This is a genomic window from Chryseobacterium sp. BIGb0232, assembly GCF_024810195.1.
Classification (GTDB): domain Bacteria; phylum Bacteroidota; class Bacteroidia; order Flavobacteriales; family Weeksellaceae; genus Chryseobacterium; species Chryseobacterium pennae.
The window spans coordinates 169,027-187,258 of sequence record NZ_JANUEH010000011.1; the positions used below are offsets into that span (position 1 = coordinate 169,027).

The 18,232-nt window shown below is 36.4% G+C and carries 16 protein-coding genes; 8 read left to right on the plus strand and 8 right to left on the minus strand.

Going from position 1 to position 18,232, the window contains the following annotated elements; translation table 11 throughout:
- Positions 1-270 precede the first annotated feature (270 nt).
- Positions 271-2,475: a DNA helicase RecQ gene (gene recQ / locus M2372_RS20825; RefSeq protein WP_123318920.1), complete on the minus strand. Its 2,205-nt coding sequence runs from the start codon at positions 2,473-2,475 to the stop codon at positions 271-273.
- A 158-nt stretch (positions 2,476-2,633) separates the two neighbouring features.
- On the opposite strand from recQ, the gene M2372_RS20830 reads away from it, so the two are divergent.
- The 6 genes from M2372_RS20830 to M2372_RS20855 all read left to right on the plus strand — a co-directional run bounded on the left by M2372_RS20830 (position 2,634) and on the right by M2372_RS20855 (position 9,990).
- The gene (locus M2372_RS20830) at positions 2,634-3,593 is read left to right on the plus strand and encodes an SIS domain-containing protein (RefSeq protein WP_115971657.1); all 960 of its coding nucleotides are present in this window, start codon (positions 2,634-2,636) and stop codon (positions 3,591-3,593) included.
- Positions 3,594-3,604: 11 nt separating this feature from the next.
- Positions 3,605-4,168, plus strand: coding sequence for a Crp/Fnr family transcriptional regulator (locus M2372_RS20835; RefSeq protein ID WP_115971656.1), 564 nt, complete (start codon positions 3,605-3,607; stop codon positions 4,166-4,168).
- A gap of 98 nt (positions 4,169-4,266) precedes the next feature.
- Positions 4,267-4,953: a type 1 glutamine amidotransferase domain-containing protein gene (locus tag M2372_RS20840; RefSeq protein ID WP_115971655.1), complete on the plus strand. Its 687-nt coding sequence runs from the start codon at positions 4,267-4,269 to the stop codon at positions 4,951-4,953.
- A gap of 214 nt (positions 4,954-5,167) precedes the next feature.
- The gene (tatC, locus tag M2372_RS20845) at positions 5,168-5,995 is read left to right on the plus strand and encodes a twin-arginine translocase subunit TatC (protein WP_123318919.1); all 828 of its coding nucleotides are present in this window, start codon (positions 5,168-5,170) and stop codon (positions 5,993-5,995) included.
- Between the two features lie 367 nt (positions 5,996-6,362).
- Entirely contained in the window at positions 6,363-7,994 is a 1,632-nt protein-coding gene (locus M2372_RS20850) for a M1 family metallopeptidase (protein ID WP_123318918.1), read from the plus strand.
- Between the two features lie 139 nt (positions 7,995-8,133).
- Positions 8,134-9,990: a PDZ domain-containing protein gene (locus M2372_RS20855; RefSeq protein WP_123318917.1), complete on the plus strand. Its 1,857-nt coding sequence runs from the start codon at positions 8,134-8,136 to the stop codon at positions 9,988-9,990.
- 57 nt (positions 9,991-10,047) lie between these two features.
- Here the strand turns inward: M2372_RS20855 and M2372_RS20860 are convergent, their stop codons facing one another.
- The 4 genes from M2372_RS20860 to pepE all read right to left on the minus strand — a co-directional run bounded on the left by M2372_RS20860 (position 10,048) and on the right by pepE (position 14,262).
- Positions 10,048-11,214 carry a HAMP domain-containing sensor histidine kinase gene (locus tag M2372_RS20860; protein WP_115971651.1) on the minus strand — a complete coding sequence of 389 codons (1,167 nt, stop codon included), beginning with the start codon at positions 11,212-11,214 and terminating at the stop codon, positions 10,048-10,050.
- 6 nt (positions 11,215-11,220) lie between these two features.
- Positions 11,221-12,594, minus strand: a complete 1,374-nt coding sequence (gene dacB, locus M2372_RS20865) for a D-alanyl-D-alanine carboxypeptidase/D-alanyl-D-alanine-endopeptidase (RefSeq protein ID WP_123318916.1) — start codon at positions 12,592-12,594, stop codon at positions 11,221-11,223.
- A gap of 112 nt (positions 12,595-12,706) precedes the next feature.
- Entirely contained in the window at positions 12,707-13,570 is an 864-nt protein-coding gene (locus tag M2372_RS20870) for a hypothetical protein (RefSeq protein WP_123318915.1), read from the minus strand.
- Entirely contained in the window at positions 13,570-14,262 is a 693-nt protein-coding gene (gene pepE, locus M2372_RS20875) for a dipeptidase PepE (protein ID WP_115971648.1), read from the minus strand. The genes M2372_RS20870 and pepE overlap by 1 nt, the downstream gene beginning before the upstream one ends.
- Before the next feature lie 188 nt (positions 14,263-14,450).
- Here pepE and M2372_RS20880 point away from each other — a divergent pair, with 188 nt between their 5' ends.
- A complete protein-coding gene (locus M2372_RS20880) occupies positions 14,451-15,014 on the plus strand; it encodes a lipopolysaccharide assembly protein LapB (RefSeq protein WP_123318914.1) in 564 nt (187 codons plus the stop codon).
- A 69-nt stretch (positions 15,015-15,083) separates the two neighbouring features.
- Here M2372_RS20880 and M2372_RS20885 read toward each other — a convergent pair whose 3' ends face one another.
- Positions 15,084-15,572: a YdeI/OmpD-associated family protein gene (locus M2372_RS20885; RefSeq protein WP_123318913.1), complete on the minus strand. Its 489-nt coding sequence runs from the start codon at positions 15,570-15,572 to the stop codon at positions 15,084-15,086.
- Positions 15,573-15,906: 334 nt separating this feature from the next.
- Here M2372_RS20885 and fsa point away from each other — a divergent pair, with 334 nt between their 5' ends.
- The gene (fsa, locus tag M2372_RS20890; RefSeq protein ID WP_115971645.1) at positions 15,907-16,560 is read left to right on the plus strand and encodes a fructose-6-phosphate aldolase; all 654 of its coding nucleotides are present in this window, start codon (positions 15,907-15,909) and stop codon (positions 16,558-16,560) included.
- Positions 16,561-16,617: 57 nt separating this feature from the next.
- On the opposite strand, the gene M2372_RS20895 is transcribed toward fsa, so the two are convergent.
- Both M2372_RS20895 and M2372_RS20900 read right to left on the minus strand, forming a co-directional pair.
- Positions 16,618-17,184: a sugar O-acetyltransferase gene (locus tag M2372_RS20895; protein ID WP_123318912.1), complete on the minus strand. Its 567-nt coding sequence runs from the start codon at positions 17,182-17,184 to the stop codon at positions 16,618-16,620.
- A 108-nt stretch (positions 17,185-17,292) separates the two neighbouring features.
- Complete coding sequence (locus M2372_RS20900; RefSeq protein WP_123318911.1) at positions 17,293-18,198, minus strand: GLPGLI family protein; 906 nt, start codon at positions 18,196-18,198, stop codon at positions 17,293-17,295.
- Positions 18,199-18,232 lie beyond the last annotated feature (34 nt).

Below are 18,232 nucleotides of genomic sequence, written 5' to 3' on the forward strand. Positions count from 1 at the left end.
ATATGTATTTGTTGGAATTTGCAAAGACGCAAGGATTTTTTAATATCTGCTGCTGTAAAGCGCAAAGATTTTATCTCTGATAAAATTGTACATCAGTATAAATCTTCCTTACAAAACAATCATAGGCAATGATTATCATGAGAAAGAATAAAATTATAATATAGTTTTTCTTTAAAACAACATTCAATGTAAATCATTATCCTTCTATAAATTACAATAAAAAAGCTCTTCAGTAGAAGAGCTTTTAATATTTTTTTCATATTTCATTCCTTAGTTTGCAACATCGCTGATAAACTTAATTCTCAGCATTCTTACCTCTTCATCAGACAGTTCATCTCCAAACTCATCCAGCAGGACTTTCATACTGTCACTTTCAGACTCGTTCATGAACTCCATGAAGCCATCTACGATATCTTCATCAAAATTGTCTTCAATATAATAATCGATATTAAGCTTCGTTCCCTGATACACAATTCTTTCCATTTCTTTCAGAAGTTCATCCATAGAAAGGTTCTTGGCTCTTGCAATATCTTCAAGATCAATCTTTTTATCTGTACTCTGGATGATAAACACTTTGTGACTGGATTTATTGGCCACCTGTTTCAGTACCATGTCCTGAGTACGTTCTATATTATTGTCTTCAACATAGGTTTTGATATAGTCAGCGAATTCTTTACCATATTTCTTGGCCTTTCCTTCTCCTACTCCATAAATTTTGTTGATTTCATCTAATGTAATAGGATATTGAACTGTCATATCCTCCAAACTTGGATCCATAAATACCGTGTAAGGCGGGATACCATGCTTTTTGGCTACTTTTTTTCTTAATTCTTTTAATAAGGTAAAAAGCTTTTGGTCCAGGCCTCCTCCTGCCTGCTGCTGCAACTGATCACTATCTGCCTTGGCCTGTGTAAGGTCGAATTCCCTGTCTTCAGCGATTAAGAAAATATTCTTGGATTTACCTGCCAATACACTTCTTCCTTTTTCTGTCATCTTTAAAACACCGTAAGTTTCAATATCTTTCTGTAAGAAATTCTGAACGGTTGCCTGTCTTAAAATGGTCTTCCAATAGTTATCTTTTTCTTCTTTCCCAAAACCGAAATAAGAGTTCTGCTCCAGCTTATAAGACTTGGAAACAGCAGTTTCTTTTCCTACAATAACGGAAATAAGATCTTTTGACTTGAATTTTTCTCCTGTATCATGAATCAGTTCCAGTGCCTTTGTTAAATCAGAAGTTGCATCTTTCAGTTTCGGAGGATTGGATGAATTATCACACATTTGAGCTCCGTCACCTTTCACCGGATCAAAGCTTTCTCCAAAATAATAAAGAATATATTGTCTTCTGCTCATTGAAGTTTCTGCATACCCTACTACCTCATTTAAAAGCTGTAACCCGATTTCTCTTTCGGACACAGGTTTTTGAGCAAGAAATTTTTCCAGTTTTTCAATGTCCTTAGGATCATAGAAAGCCAGACAATGCCCTTCACCGCCATCTCTTCCTGCTCTACCGGTTTCCTGATAATAACTTTCCAGAGATTTCGGGAAATCATAGTGAATAACAAAACGTACATCCGGCTTATCGATTCCCATTCCGAATGCAATGGTAGCTACAATCACATCTACTTCTTCCATCAGGAATTTGTCCTGATTAGCTACTCTCACTTTCTGATCAAGACCTGCATGATAAGGAAGTGCATTGATACCGTTGACCTGCAGAAGCTGGGCAAATTCTTCCACTTTTCTTCTGCTCAGACAATAGACAATCCCTGATTTTCCTTTATGTTGATTGATAAATCTAACAATCTCCTTATCTATATTAATTTTAGGAGTTACCTCATAATATAGGTTCGGACGGTTGAAACTTTCTTTAAAGACCAAAGCATTGATCATGCCCAGTGTTTTCTGAATATCATCCTGCACCTTCGGCGTAGCTGTAGCCGTAAGAGCGATCACCGGTACACTGGCAATCTTATCAATAATCTGTTTCAAGTTCCTGTATTCCGGTCTGAAATCATGTCCCCACTCTGAAATACAGTGAGCTTCATCAATAGCAAAGAAAGAAATCTTAACATCTTTCAGGAAGTCCAGATAGTCATCTTTAATCAATGATTCCGGAGCTACATACAAAAGTTTGGTCTTTCCGCTTTTAATATCGTCAAAAACCTGTTTTGTCTGTGTCTTATTTAATGATGAATTTAATACATGCGCTACCCCATCCTCAGAAGAAAGCCCGTTTACGGCATCTACCTGATTCTTCATTAACGCTATTAAAGGTGAAACAACTATTGCCGTCCCCTCAGAAATAAGTGCCGGAAGCTGATAACATAATGATTTACCACCACCTGTAGGCATCAACACAAATATATCCTTCCCGTTCAATAGGTTTTCTATGATCTGTTCCTGTTGTCCCTTAAATGTAGAAAACCCAAAATACTTTTTCAATTCGCCTGATAAATTGGCTTTTTTTGCGCTCATCTAATTTTCTATTGCTAAATTTGCATCTAACCCAAAGTTATAAAAATTCTGCTTAAAATAAAAGCGAACGAATTTATAAAAAATAAAATTTATATTAAATATTGTTTTTAAAATATAACGTTTTTTGAAAACTTTTTTGTATACCTTATTGTCATAAAATGGATAGAACCAACATTATATCAATTGCCAAAAGCACTTTAGAAATTGAAATTTCAGAACTAGAAAAATTAAAAAACAGAATTGACGACCAATTTGCCCATGCTGTAGAAATTATTCACTCTGCAAAAGGGAAATTAATTGTAGTAGGAATAGGAAAATCTGCTCATGTAGGTAATAAAATTGTTGCTACCCTGAATTCTACAGGTACTCCCTCTCAATTTCTGCATGCTTCGGAGGCAATTCATGGTGATCTGGGTGTGATTCAGAAGCAGGATGTGGTACTTTGTATCTCCAATTCCGGAAACTCTCCTGAAATTGCCAACCTTGTTCCTTATTTAAAGGATTATTCTTCAGCTCTGATAGGAATGACAGGAAATAAAAGCAGTAAACTGGCTGAATTTTCACAAATTATTCTGGATACCCATGTTGATGTAGAGGCCTGTCCTAATAAACTGGCTCCTACAAGTTCCACTACCATTCAAATGGCATTGGGTGATGCGTTAGCCGTTTCTTTGATGGAACTGAATGATTTCAAAGCGAATGACTTTGCCAAATTCCATCCTGGAGGAAGCCTGGGTAAAAATCTTACTTCCAGAGTTGAGCAATTCCTTTCTTCACAAAAGCCTCAGGTTTCCGGAGATGCTCTGATAAGGGATGTTATTATCTCCATCAGTGCATCAAGCCACGGGATTACTGTAGTGACCAATGAGGATCAGATCATTGGAGTTATTACCGATGGAGATTTGAGAAGAATGCTGATGAAGGGAGAAGATATCAGTAAAGTGTTGGCTAAAGACATTATGTCTGCCAATCCAAGAACTATTGAAAAGGATGCCCTTGCCAAAGAAGCAATGAAAATTTTAAAAAACAATAATATTGGTCAGCTTGTAGTAACTGAAAACGGAAAATATTTCGGAATCATTGATCTGCATAAACTGCTTGATGAAGGAATTAATTAATCTTTATTAAGATGAGCCATTTCCTAAAAGAGCATATTCAGAAAATCATCAATCCTACAAATGATGAATTTGAGGCTATTCAAAGCTTTTTTATGAAAAAAAGATTCCGGAAAAGACAGTTTCTCATACAGGAACATCAGCCTGTACATGAAATTTTTCTGATAGAAAAAGGTATTGTTAAAAGCAGCTTTATAGACACTGCAGGAAAAGAACATATTCTTCAGTTCGCTGCGTCCAACTGGTGGATTTCAGATTTTGCCGGTTTTTTTAAGCAGGAAACCTCATCACTGGCTGTTGATTGTATTGAAGATGCCGAAGTATATGCTATATCTTATGAAGATTTAAATACACTTTGTGCAAAAGTTCCGGCAATGGAACATTTTTTCAGAGTAAAGTCCAATTTTGGGTATGTAGCCCTGCAGCAAAGGATCCTCTCATTAATGAGTAAGCCTGCCAAAGAACGCTATGAAGATTTTATTAAACAATACCCCGGTTTTATAGACCACATTCCGAAACAGCTTATTGCAAGCTATCTGGGAGTTTCAAGAGAAACATTAAGCCGATTATACTTATAAAGATGTGACCTGTGTCACATCTTTTTTTTGAGGTATATCCTTAGCATTGCTTTATAAAAATCACAACCTTTGTTCTATAATTTTTAAGAACAATACCAATGAAAAAGAAAGCATTAATCGTAGTGACAAGTGTGGAAAAATATCCTGATATGGAAAGAGCAACAGGCCTGTGGCTGGGAGAAGCCGTTCATTTCTATGAAAAGCTGGCAGAAAAAGGCTATGAAATTGATTTTGTAAGTCCGAAAGGAGGCTATACTCCGCTTGATCCTATTTCTCTGCAAATGTTTGTACAGCCTGTAGACTGGAAATATTATGCTGATGAAACGTTCAGAAATAAACTCGGTCATACTTTAACACCGGGTGAGATCAACCCTAAAGACTATAGCGTCATTTACTATGCAGGCGGACATGGTGTGATCTGGGATTTCCCTGATAATACCGAGCTGCAGGAAATAGCCCGCAGTATTTATGAAGACGGAGGTATTATATCTTCAGTATGTCACGGAGCTGTAGCACTTTTCAATATAAAACTTTCTAATGGAAAAAATCTGATTGAGGGAAAGACACTGACAGGCTTTTCAAATTCAGAGGAAATTGCTGCAGAACTGGCTGACCATATTCCATATCTTACGGAAGATGTACTGAAAAGCAAAGGAGCCCATTATGTAAAAACAGACCATGATTTTGTTCCTTTTGCTGTAGCTGATGGAAATCTGGTAACCGGACAGAATCCTCAATCCGGAGCTGCTGTAGCGCAAAAAGTACTGGAAATTCTGGAGAAATAATCCTGAGCTTAAGTATATTAACAGACAGCCTGAAATAGTCATTTCAGGCTGTCTGTTAATATATCTGAATGTATTGTTAAAACACTTCAAAGATATGTAATATAAACCTGAACAAATTCATGACTAATAAATTCTAAATACTGATTATTATTTCATAATTTCGCAGACTTAAACTGCTGGCATTTGCAGCTGGCATTTTGACAGATTCTATTATATGGACAATAACAAAGACATGTCCTTTCTTGGGCATATTGGAGAATTAAGAGGGCATTTGGTCCGTTCGATTATTGCTATCATCATTGCAGCCTTTGCGGTTGGTTTCAATATCAACTGGATTATGGACCATATCTTTTTTGGACCTACAAGAAATGATTTCCCGACTTTCAAAATTGTTAATCATTTTTCAAGACTGATTTTGGGAGAAGACAGTATTCACCTTCCGAAGGATTTTCCGGTACGTGTACAAAGACTATATCAGCAGTTCAATGTAATGATGGCTGTTTCTGTTTTTGGAGGAATGGTTGCAGCATTTCCTTATATCGTTTGGGAGCTATGGCGCTTCATTGGCCCAGCTTTACATCCGAGAGAGAGAAAGAATTCAATCTATATCATTAATTCAGTCTGGATACTTTTTATGACCGGAGTTTTATGTGGGTATTTTTTAATACTTCCATTCGCTGTTAATTTTGGAGTAATCTTTAAAATTTCAGATATTATTGTTCCTCTTTATGATCTGAGTGATTATACAACATTATTTTTACAGGTAGTTTTGGGTATGGGAGTTATTTTTCTTTTCCCTATTCTGATCTATTTCCTTACCAGCATTGGAATTCTTACCCCTTTATTTATGAAAACTTACCGTCGTCATGCGATTGTATTAATCATGGTAGTGGCAGCAATCATCACTCCGGCAGACGTTTTAAGTATGCTGATGGCAGCTTTCCCATTACTTATCTTATATGAATTCAGTATTATGATGTGTACTTTCACTTATAAAAGAGTACAGAAAAGCAATGGAAATCTTCCTGCAGTACAGAAATAATTACATTAAAAATTCACCTTATACAAAAGCCCGGTTACCTCCGGGCTTTGTTATTTCTATAAGATATTCGCAGGAATTATTTAAAAAAGAATGAATGTCAAAGATTGAAAAGCGCTATATTATTTATATTGGATTATTTTAGATTATCACGCAAAAGTAGTCTGGCAGACATCCTTGTCAAGGTTTAAAACCTTGACAAGGATGTAAATACGGTTAAGAATAAGAAATTAATATGTTTCAATAGTTTATCCGGCTAAACACGTTATGTAGAACATCAATCTTTCTTTTACTCATTATTTTCGCACTATCCCTATCCAGCTGTTAATTTAATTTTATACTTTTGGAAAGATTATTAATTTAATTTTACATGAAAAAGCTGTCATACACCCTTTTATTTGTTTCCGGAATTGCCTTTGGGCAGCTCTTTGAAAAAGACAAAGTTTATAGTAAACAAGATACATTAAAAGGCTCCAATACGCAATTCAGAAATTTCTGGGATGTCAAAAAATATGATTTTTCCGTAGAACCTGATTTTGAGCAGAAAAGCATTAAAGGAACGAATAAGATCAGCTTTCAGATCATAAAGGATGTTACCAATCCTGTATTTCAGATTGATCTTCAGCAACCGATGAAAGCCGGAAAAGTAACAGCCAGCTTTCCTATTGCCAACTATAAGCAGGATGGAGATTTTATATTGATCACTGCAAAGAAAAAGTTCAAAAAGGGAGAAAAATATACTATTGATGTAGATTATTCCGGAAATCCTCTTATTGCCCAAAATGCCCCATGGGATGGCGGATGGGTTTTCACTAAAGATGAAAAGGGACACCCATGGATGAGTCCTGCTGTGCAGGGAATCGGGTCTTCTATCTGGCTTCCGACTAAAGATATCTGGAGCGATGAGCCAGATAATGGGATTGTGATGAAGATTATTACGCCAAATGATCTTGTAGGCGTTGGAAACGGAAGATTGATTGATAAAAAAACCACCGGTAATAAGACGACTTATACCTGGGAAGTGAAAAACCCTATCAATGACTACTCCATTATTCCGAACATTGGTAAGTACGTAAATTTTAAAGATACTTTTGACGGTGAAAAAGGAAAACTGGATTTGGATTACTGGGTTCTTGACTATAACCTGGAAAAAGCAAAGAAACAGTTTGAGCAGGTAAAACCAATGTTATCCGCATTTGAACACTGGTTCGGCCCTTATCCTTTCTATGAAGATTCCTATAAACTGGTAGATTCTCCTTATCTGGGAATGGAGCACCAGAGTAATGTAGCCTATGGAAATGGCTATCAAAACGGTTACCGCGGAAAAGATCTTTCAGGAACAGGAGTTGGTCTGAAATGGGATTATATCATCATTCATGAAAGTGGCCACGAATGGTTTGCCAACAATATTACAGCAAAGGATGAGGCAGATATGTGGATCCATGAGAGCTTCACGATGTACTCAGAGGTACTTTTTACAGAAAACTATCTGGATAAAAAGTCTGCAGATCTATATCTTATTGGTATTAGAGGAAATATTCACAATGATATTCCTATTATCGGAAAATATGGTGTAAGAAATGAAGGAAGCGGTGATATGTATCCGAAAGGAGCCAATATGCTTCATACCATAAGACAGGTAATCAATAATGATGAAAAATTCAGACAGATCTTAAGAGGGCTGGGCAAAGATTTCTATCATCAGACCGTTACCACAAAACAGATTGAAGATTATATTTCATCAAAGGCAGGTATTGATTTCTCTACGGTTTTTGACCAGTATCTGAGAACCATCAAAATTCCTACGCTTGAATACTCTCAAAACGGAGATACATTGAAATTCAGATATACAGATGTAGTGAAAAACCTGAAGCTTCCGATCATCATCAATGGAGATCAGACGATAAATCCAACTGAAGAATGGCAAACAGTGAAGCTTAAGAAAAATACTCCTGTTGAATGGAACAAAAACTATTATATTAATTATTTGAACGTTCAATAGATTAACAAAAAAGACAAGTTTACCATGCTGTAAATTTGTCTTTTTTCTTTTACACTAAAAACTTTAAGAAAAGTTTAATACTCCACTCCGTAACAAAATCAGAAATAAAACAACTATTTAACTATAAAATTTAAACCTAATGAGAAAAACAGCACTTAGCTTAGGCCTTTTTGCCGCTTTTTTAGCAAATGCACAGTCTATAAAGACCACTATTGACCTCGTTAATGTAAAAGATGATAAAGTAGCCGTTACTATGGAATTCCCGAAAATGAAATCGGGAGATATTAAATTTCACTTTCCCAAAACGGTTCCGGGAACTTATTCTGTAGATGATTACGGAAGGTTTATAGAGGGCATTAAGTTTTACGATAATAAAGGAAAAGAATTAGCTTTTACAAAAGTTAACGATAATAGCTATTCATTAAAAAATGCCCAAAACCTGAGCAAGATCTCCTATCTTGTGAATGACAGCTTCGATGAAGAAACAGATACCTCAAAGCATAAAGCTGTATTCTCTCCTTCAGGAACTGATATTGAAGCAGGAAAAGTCTATATGATCAATACCCATGGTTTCGTAGGATATATTGAAAATATGCAGGATGTCCCTTATCAGTTGATTGTTCAAAAACCCACTGATTTCTACGGAACTACGGCATTGGTAGATCAGGATAAATCAGAATCTACAGATACCTATACACTTGCCAACTATGCCAAGGTGACAGATTCACCACTGATGTACACCAAACCGGATTATATCACCTTCAATGCAGGCGGAATGGATCTTGTATTGGGAGTTTATTCTCCGACTGGAAAATATAAGGCCTCAGATTTCAAGGATAATCTTGAAAAAATGGTAGTGGCTCAGAAGAAATTCCTTGGGGATATGAACACCAATAAAAAGTATGCGATCATGCTTTACCTATCCGGTGGTGATGGTCCTGATGTTCATGGTTTTGGAGCATTGGAACATCACGAATCTACAAGTGTAGTGCTTCCTGAAGGAATGCCTAAAGAAGCCATTGACCAAACCATTACCGATGTGGTTTCTCATGAATTCTTCCATACCGTTAATCCTTTGAAGACCCATTCCGAAGAAATCCATTATTTTAATTATGCTGATCCGAAAATGTCTCAGCATTTATGGATGTACGAAGGCGGGACTGAATATTTTGCAAACCTGTTCCAGATCCAGGAAGGGCTTATTAACAAAGAGGATTTTCTTAAAAGAATCGGAGAAAAGATTAATAACTCCAAGAAGTATAATGATACTATGCCATTTACGGTAATGAGTAAAAATATACTGCAGGATGCTTATAAAGATCAGTACAGAAATGTCTATGAAAAAGGAGCTCTTCTAGCTATGTGTATGGATATTGAACTAAGAAAGCTATCCAATGGAGAAATGGGCTATCGTGATATGATCAGAAAATTATCCCAAAGGTTCGGAGAAAATAAACCGTTCAAGGATGATAAGCTGATTGATGAACTGGTAACTGTAACAGGCTACCCTCAGATAAAGGATTTTTATAATAAATATATTGCAGGAAACCAGCCTACACCTTACGCAGAATACCTGAAAATGGCAGGAGTAGAAGTAAGCAAAAAGGAACTTCCTCCTATTTTCTGGTTTATTAAAGATCCTACTCAAACAGGTTACGATCCGGGAACCCAAGCGTTAGCATTTGATGAAGATGCAGCTTTATCTCCATTTGCAAAAAGCGTTGGGTTTAAAATTACAGATAAGGTACTTGCTATAGATGGAAGAGTAATCGACATCAACAAGCTGGCAGATTTAATGGGCTATACCAGAACCATTAAAGAGGGTCAGGAAGTAACGGTAACAATTTTAAGAGACAATGCCGGTAAAAATGAAAAAATGACTCTTAAAGGAAAAGCTATTCTTGATAAAATAGACAAGGAAAAAATCCAGTTCAAAGCCAATCCGACTCCGGAAGAACTAAAACTACAAACTCAGTGGTTAACTGGTAAAAAATAAATGAGAAAGCGGGGAAAATATCCCCGCTTTTGTTTTTCTTAAATGTTCATATTAAGCCTATCCTTTTTTAATCGTAATTCTGAAGGTGGTTCCTTTTCCTACTTCTGTCTGGGAAATCTTAATATCACCATTGTGATATTCGTGAATTACTCTTTGGGCCAATGACAATCCTAATCCCCAACCTCTTTTCTTGGTAGAGTATCCAGGTTTAAAAGCATTTCTTGCCTGCTGGCTTGTCATCCCGCTTCCATTATCTTTTACTTCAATAAGAATATTTTTATTTCTTTCAAAAACGGACATTACAATCGTTCCCTCTCCTTTCATGGCATCCACAGCATTTTTCACCAGGTTTTCAATAACCCAGCTCATCAGGATTTTATTATGGGGAACCAACACGATATAAGTAGGAAGGTGAAGGGTAAAATCAACTTTTCTAGAGATCCTGGTCTTTAAATAATCATAGTTTTCCTGAATCGTTTCATTGAAGTTCATATCATTAAGCTCCGGAACGGAACCTATTTTTGAGAAACGTTCGGAAATGGTTCTTAATCTTTCTATGTCTTTTTCTATTTCATGCACTCCCTCAGAATCCGGGTTTTCCAGCTTCATAATTTCCATCCATCCGATCATGGAAGATAAAGGAGTTCCGATCTGATGGGCTGTTTCTTTGGCAAGCCCTGCCCAAAGATACCCTTCATCAGTCTTTTTAATGGTCTTAAAAAACCAAAATGTAAATCCAAAATACAGCAGAATAAACAGCCCTAAAATATAAGGTGAATACCGTAGATTATTAAGTAACCGTGAATTGTCATAATACACAAACTGATTGTTCCCATCCGGGACTTTGATTTCAATCGGATCGTAGTTTTTCTCCATATTCACGATCAGATTATGAAGCTTTTCCGGGTTTTTGATCGTGCTTTCAGGAATATTACGGTAATATCCGAGATCCAGGATAGGATTTTTATATTTATCTGTTACAATGAACGGAATGGTATTATTAATATTCAGGATCTCAGGCAGCAGGTCCAGGACATCGGTATCCGGAGTTTTCACTTCCTGTTGTATTCTGATCGCTTTGGAAAGCAGGCTGATTCTTTTAATCTCCTCTTTTCTCAGAAAATTAATTAATGCTGTAGAAGAAACTACAATGGCGATAACCAAAGTAGTCATGACAACAAAAATGATCCAGTTATTCAATCTGGTTAGTATGGATTTCCTCAAGGATATTTATTTTAAAACATTAAGAATTTTCTGCAGCTCTGTACTTCCACTCCCCTGATAGTTATTGATAATAATTGAAAACACATATTTTTTCCCATCTTTTGCGGTATGATAGCCTGCAAAAGATTTGGTGTCCCTCATCGTTCCGCTTTTCATCTTCATCCCATTATCCTGAACCGGGAATCCATCATAGTAAGACTCAAACCAGGTTTGTTTTTTAGCATATAAAAGAGCCTGTACCTCAGCTTTTGCTGCTACATAATTCTGTGGAGAAAGTCCACTTCCATCAGCAAAGTTGATCATATTCGGGTTAATTCCCTTTGATTTCCAGAATTCTTTTAAGTAAGCCACTCCACTTTTAAAGCTTGGATTTCCCTTCTTCTCTTTTCCCAGAGTCTTAATCATCGTTTCTCCATACAGATTGACGCTTTTTCTCAAAAACCAGTACACAATTTTATCCAGAGTTGGAGATTGGTAGGTAAGAATAACATTACTCTTTGGAGCTTCCAGTGCCTGTTTTCCCTCTAATTCAAGCTGTGAATTGGTCACCGCTTTTCCGGAAAGTTCAATTCCGGATTCTTTTAACCATTGCTTTATTTCTGTAGCCAATTGTAAAGGTGGATTAGGTGCAGATCCGGAAACGGTTACCGTTTTCCCTCCCGGAAGCATTCCGTTAATCATTGCTACATTGGAATGAGGAGCTGTGAAGATTAAACTCTGGTCTGAATTTCCTCCTGCTTTCAGGTCATTCAGCCATTTTACACCTTCCAATGGATAGGAAAAGCTTTTAAAATCTGTTCCGCTGATGTTGATATCAAACTGATTTTCCCGCCAGTTGATTCCCCAGACTCCTGCTCCGTAGTAATTTCCAAGATCATCCCACGGCCATCCGCCGGGAATGGTCTGATGGTCAAAATAAGAATCATCAATCACCAGGTCTCCTGAAATCTTTGTAATGCCTGAGTTTTTAATGGCATCGATCAGTTTCTTCTTAAAATTCTCAGGTTTGTAAGCTTCATATCGCCAGCTTCCCAAGGTAGGATCACCGTTGGAACTGATAAAAAGATTTCCGTTCAGAGTACCACCAGATACACTTCCGGAATAACCTGAAGTGGTAGTATAGGTATAATTTTTCCCTAATGTCTCCAATGCTGCGCCTGCGGTAAATATTTTTTGGGTAGAAGCTGTGGAAAGTCCTTTACTTCCTTGATATTCGTATATAAAATTCCCACTTTCATCGGATACATAAAATGATAAGTTGGAAGCCACTGCCCCTGAAGAATCCATAAGATCTTTGGTTGCCTTATCTAATTTCTGGGCCATATTCTGAGCCGAAACGATCTGTACAGAAAGCATGAGAACTGCAAGTGTTTTTTTCATTGCATTATTGTTTTGTGCTAAACTTTTGCTGATATCCCTGAAGCACAGCCAGAAACAAATTTATATTTTGCAGAGCTGTGGTTCAGGTTTTATTATTCTAAATCAAATATAGTTAAAATAAAAGCTTCTTATATTCCTCAAGATCATCTGCAGTAAAAAGAATCTGATGATCTGAAATTTTCTCAAAAGAGCGGTCATATTTAAAATATTTCTCATAATCATCCTCGTCTATGAAAATATCCATTTGACAAGCTTTGATATAATTTGATTTTTCTCCATAGTCTTCAAGGTGATATTGACTGCCTTCCCAGGGTTCATTACAACAGCGTAAACAGGAGTTATGATAAAGCGCTCTGTAGCCACATATTTCACAGTCTTTCAGATTTTGAAACAGATCTGAAATCCTGTTTTGAATATCTTCAGGAAACAGATGTATGGGAATTGTTTTTAAAAGCAGATAATAATTCGGTTCCTGCCAGGAAAAACAGAACGGCTCATCAGTGTAAGCCGTTTCCTTTGTGTGAAGACTTAATTCCTGAAGATCAAGTTCCACTTCTGCTTTCACTACGTCTTTAATATTCAGAAATGTCTTCTCCCTGTATATAACGTTCTGCTCGGCATCAATGTCTATTACCGGTTTCTGCTCAAGAAAATGACTCAGGCATAAAGTGGTTTGCCAGGAGCCTACTGTTCTTATTTTGCCATCATGCCCACAAATTTCACAGACTTTTTGGGATAACCCCAAATATTTATCTGTGATCTTTTTAAGAGCAATATTTAATTTTTCATTCTCAGAATACATATAGCAACGCAGTTCACCGAATTTTTCTTTTCCAAAAACATCATGCTCCATATTCCATCCTGCGACAGCCAGTTCAGTCAGCATTTTCCCGATCAGATCATTCCAACCGGTACTGTTCACTGAAAAATTCTTCAGATTGCGTTCTATAAAATGGCTGATATCTTCCTGCCTCATTACACTTTACTTCCTGCTTCTATTTCGTAAGGTTCTTTTCCTTTTTCAAAAATTCTGGTCAGTTCACTTCCTTCTACGGTAATTGTGTCATTAATTCTTCTGATCCAGTTTCCTTCTCTGAGACCCACTACCTTGATATCATTCTGAGTAAGGAATTCCATAATTCGGGTCTCTCTTGTCTCTCCATTATGTTTTAAATCAGGGTTTGGATCAAGATAATGCGGATTAAGATTAAACGGAACCAGTCCCATACAATCGAAACTTGGCGGATAAACGATTGGCATATCATTCGTTGTTTTCATATTCTGCCCGCCGATATTACTTCCTGCACTGCATCCTAAATAAGGCTTCCCGTTGGTTACATTTTCTTTTAAAACAGACATCAATCCTTCTTCATGTAATGTTTTAACCAATAAAAATGTATTTCCACCGCCTGTAAAGAATCCTTTTGCCTGGTTTAAAGCTTCTTTTTTATCTTCAAATTCGTGAAGGCCTTTTACTTTAATATTAATGCTTTCGAAAAAAGAACGGGCTTTTGCCGTATACTCATCATGGGAAATTCCACCCGGTCTTGCAAAAGGAACAAACACAATTTCGTCAATTCCTGCATATAACTGAATTAATTCTCCTCTTAAATATTCCAGATATTCTCCACCAAAAAGTGTGGATGTTGACGCTAATATGATATTCATGTGATGAAATGATTAATTAAAAAATAGTTGAATGACAAAGATACCTCAATCCTCAGCGAATCAAAAATTAATCTAAAAAAAACATCAATCCCGTTAATATTTTCTAAAAAAACTTAAAGCCTCTAAAATTTTAGCTTTTCTGGAATTATTCTTGAATTTTAGAAATCTGAATTATAAAATATAAGATTATGAAAATGCCGAAAGTTAACATCAAAAACCTATTTGCAGGTTTAATTCTTGTAGGAAGCGCAGGTTTGGTAAGTGCACAAACCACTCAGACTGACAGTGCCAATAACACAGCAAATCAAGCAGCTGTTGCCACTCAATCAACCAATCCTACTATTGAAGGTCTTAAAAAACAAATCGAAGCCAATCCAAAGGATACAGAATCATTAGCAAAACTGGCTGCTGCTTATCAGGAATCTTCAGACTGGACCAATGCTATTGCTACCTGGAAAAAAATATCAGCTTTATTACCTGATTGGGCTCCTTCTTATTACAGTCAGGCATATGCCTATCAGTCTGCAAAAGATGATGCCAATGCAAAAACAGCTTACGAAAAGTATATTGCAACAGTAAAACCTGAAGAGGTGGAGCAAAATAAAAAGAATCTGGCTTATGCCTACTTTTATATCGCCTTTGCAGAACAGCAAAGTGACCCTAATAAAGCTAAAGAACATATTGCACAATCGCTGAAATATGATCCAAGCAATCAGGATGCTGTAAAACTCAGCAAAACATTAAATTCATAAATAAAGCAAAATCCGGACGTGTTCCGGATTTGTTTTTTTCATTTTATATGATCTCTGCCTGTTGATTTCCTATTCAATTTTCTTTCCAAAGAAGTCTGTTTCTCCATGAAGATGCCTGATGATTTTTTCAATATTACGCTGAATACCGGCTTCTGTTTTCAGGTTATTGATATAACGGATCAGCTCATGCTTTCTTGACGGGATCAGTTTTTCAAAATTTGCTGTAGCCAGAGTACTGTCTTTTATAGCCTGTTCCAACTGAGGATGAATGGAAATACTTCTATCGGAATCATCATATTCCAACATAATTTCAACAGTTTCTCCAATCCTTTTAGGAGAATTCTTTAGCATTATTAAATTCACATATAGCCTCCATTCTCCCAGATATTTCATCAAATTTTGCTGGAACTCCTTGCCATTCACTGTTCCTTTCACCGGAATCGGGCTTTTATTTCTTCCTGAGGCCATAAAAATTCTTTCCAGAACTTCTTCGGGAATAAAAACAAAAGGATTGATTCCTATGATGTCTAAGGTGGCTGTAAAAGTGGTATTTTTCATTGGTTCTGAGTGTTAAAGCAAAATTAGCCATTAGATTTTATATTCCCTGTAATTTCTTTTGTTGTTACAATTATTACTTAGCATAAACTACCCCGTCTTTTTGCTTTGCAAAAAGCTACCCCTTCAGAGAAGGGGAATGTAGGACCTATTTACTAAATCTATTTGTGGCTGTTTCTTTGCTTTTTACTTACCTGTTCCTGCTTGCTCTCCGTAGACTTTACTTCCCTATTACTCCAAAACTCTAACCCTCCTACCCAAATTCAAGGCTGGAAAAATCATATCTCAGAACTCAACTAAATGACTTATCTTTGCACCAATAAATCTATTTAACAAAATGAAATTTTTTATTGACACAGCTAATTTAGAGCAAATCAAGGAAGCTAAAGATCTTGGAATCTTAGATGGTGTAACAACCAACCCTTCATTAATGGCTAAAGAAGGTATTCAGGGAACTGAAGCGATCAAAAATCATTATAAAGCGATCTGCGAGATTGTAGACGGAGATATTTCTGCTGAAGTACTTTCTACAACCTATGAAGAAATGATTAAAGAAGGAGACGAATTGGCTGCAATCCACCCCAATATCGTTGTAAAAATCCCAATGATTAAGGATGGTATCAAAGCTTTAAAATATTTTTCTGATAAAGGAATCAGAACTAACTGTACATTGATCTTCTCTTCTGGGCAAGCTCTTTTAGCAGCTAAAGCAGGAGCAACTTATGTTTCTCCGTTCCTTGGAAGATTAGATGATATCTCTACAGACGGGTTAAACCTTATCCAGGAGATCAGATTAATTTTCGATAACTATATGTTCGAAACTGAAATCTTAGCAGCTTCTATCCGTCACTCAATGCACATCATTGACTGTGCTAAAATCGGGGCTGATGTTATTACCTCTCCACTTCCTCCGATCTTGAGCTTATTAAAGCACCCATTAACAGACAGTGGATTGGCACAGTTTATTGCTGATTCTCAGAAATTATCTTAATTACAGCCTGTTATTTCAGATATAAAAATCCCGAAACTTCGTTCCGGGATTTTGTTTTTATTCATTTCCTTCAATATTTTTTACAACCCTGCAAGGATTTCCTACGGCAACCATATTCTCCGGAATATCTTTAGTGACTACACTTCCTGCTCCTATTACAGCATTATTACCAATGGTAACTCCTGGTAAAACTACTACATTCCCACCGAACCATACATTATCACCTACAGTAATCGGGTGAGCGTATTCTAATCCGGCATTTCTCTGTTTTACATCAAGCGGATGCCCTGCTGTATAAAAACTGCAGTTGGGACCAATAAAGACATTATCTCCAAATTTTACTTTAGCACAATCTAAAATAACAAGGTTATGGTTTGAATAAAAGTTCTTCCCCACTTCAATATTATATCCGTAATCACACCAAAAAGAGGGTTCTATGCATAGATTTTCCTTTGTACTGCCCAAAATTCTTTTGATCAGCTGCTTTCTACCTTCAGTATCAGAGTTTTTTAACCCGTTATATTCTAAACACAAATCCTTACAGGTTATACGTTCCTGAATCAGCTCCGGATCATAATTGGCGTCATACAGAAGCCCGGCTTCACATTTTTCTTTTTCTGTCATACAGGTTTAAGTTTAAAGTTATTTAAAAATAGAGATATTAGTCGGTAAAAACAAAAACAGGATAACTCGAGAGATTATCCTGTTTAGTTGTAGTAAGAAATGATAATTTTAATTCACCAGATCCGGTTCTATCGGATTGTTATCTTTTTGAAGAATCTCTTTAGTTCGCTTCTCCATTTCCTTTATAATCTGGTTGGGGTCAGAAAACTCCTTTCCATCTGCTGTCTTTACTTTAAAAGCTACTTTTCCTCCGGCTTCACCACCATTTCTCATCATCATTTCTCTCATATTCTTTGTGGGATCATTTACATAGGCTTTCCAGGCTTTTTTAAACTGGTCTTTCGTCACTTCAATATCCTTACCATCCAATCCCAATATTTTCACATTTCCCGGAAGCTGAAGCTCTGCCTCTTTCTCTGGAGACTGTAAGCTTTTATTACCAATGAGCTTCATGCTATGAGATCCTGTGGCATCTTCTATTTTTACAATAAGCCCCGGAAGTCCATAAAAGACATATGGGCCATCCTGAATAGGAATATCTGTTGTAAACCATGCTGTCCAGTCTCTTCCGCCAAAACTAGTGGTTGCTTTCTGAGCGTTGTATTCTCCTATTTTTTGTTTCTCAGGTAAAATCTTCCATTCCGGTTTTTTATCTTCCTTAATTTTGTATTTATCCATGGAAATACTTCTGAAAAGATAGGTTTTAAAATCAGGATATTGTTTTGTTACTCTGTAGGAAACCATTCCTAGCTTTTCTCTTCTATTCACACTTATACTTCCGCCTCCGGCTTTCAGTTGCTTTTCAAGTTCTGCACGCCCGGTGGAATCTGCCACAAATTTATCGTGACTGTAATAATTGGATCCATTTTTATCAATATCCAGCAACATCATTTCCTTCTTCACATCTTCTTTATTATTAGAATCGGAAATAAATTTGTATTCATAAAAGAACCTGTTGATCTGTGCATTGGCCAGAATTCCCATGAACATAAAAAATAGAACTTTAGTTTTCATAATGAGTGATAAAAAAAGCTTTGTCAATATTGCA

Bases quoted from the DNA above. Each gene is read 5' to 3' on its own strand.
- recQ (WP_123318920.1), bottom strand. From the start codon at position 2,475: ATGAGCGCAAAAAAAGCCAATTTATCAGGCGAATTGAAAAAGTATTTT.
- M2372_RS20830 (WP_115971657.1), top strand. From the start codon at position 2,634: ATGGATAGAACCAACATTATATCAATTGCCAAAAGCACTTTAGAAATT.
- M2372_RS20835 (WP_115971656.1), top strand. From the start codon at position 3,605: ATGAGCCATTTCCTAAAAGAGCATATTCAGAAAATCATCAATCCTACA.
- M2372_RS20840 (WP_115971655.1), top strand. From the start codon at position 4,267: ATGAAAAAGAAAGCATTAATCGTAGTGACAAGTGTGGAAAAATATCCT.
- tatC (WP_123318919.1), top strand. From the start codon at position 5,168: ATGGACAATAACAAAGACATGTCCTTTCTTGGGCATATTGGAGAATTA.
- M2372_RS20850 (WP_123318918.1), top strand. From the start codon at position 6,363: ATGAAAAAGCTGTCATACACCCTTTTATTTGTTTCCGGAATTGCCTTT.
- M2372_RS20855 (WP_123318917.1), top strand. From the start codon at position 8,134: ATGAGAAAAACAGCACTTAGCTTAGGCCTTTTTGCCGCTTTTTTAGCA.
- dacB (WP_123318916.1), bottom strand. From the start codon at position 12,594: ATGAAAAAAACACTTGCAGTTCTCATGCTTTCTGTACAGATCGTTTCG.
- M2372_RS20870 (WP_123318915.1), bottom strand. From the start codon at position 13,570: ATGAGGCAGGAAGATATCAGCCATTTTATAGAACGCAATCTGAAGAAT.
- pepE (WP_115971648.1), bottom strand. From the start codon at position 14,262: ATGAATATCATATTAGCGTCAACATCCACACTTTTTGGTGGAGAATAT.
- M2372_RS20880 (WP_123318914.1), top strand. From the start codon at position 14,451: ATGAAAATGCCGAAAGTTAACATCAAAAACCTATTTGCAGGTTTAATT.
- M2372_RS20885 (WP_123318913.1), bottom strand. From the start codon at position 15,572: ATGAAAAATACCACTTTTACAGCCACCTTAGACATCATAGGAATCAAT.
- fsa (WP_115971645.1), top strand. From the start codon at position 15,907: ATGAAATTTTTTATTGACACAGCTAATTTAGAGCAAATCAAGGAAGCT.
- M2372_RS20895 (WP_123318912.1), bottom strand. From the start codon at position 17,184: ATGACAGAAAAAGAAAAATGTGAAGCCGGGCTTCTGTATGACGCCAAT.
- M2372_RS20900 (WP_123318911.1), bottom strand. From the start codon at position 18,198: ATGAAAACTAAAGTTCTATTTTTTATGTTCATGGGAATTCTGGCCAAT.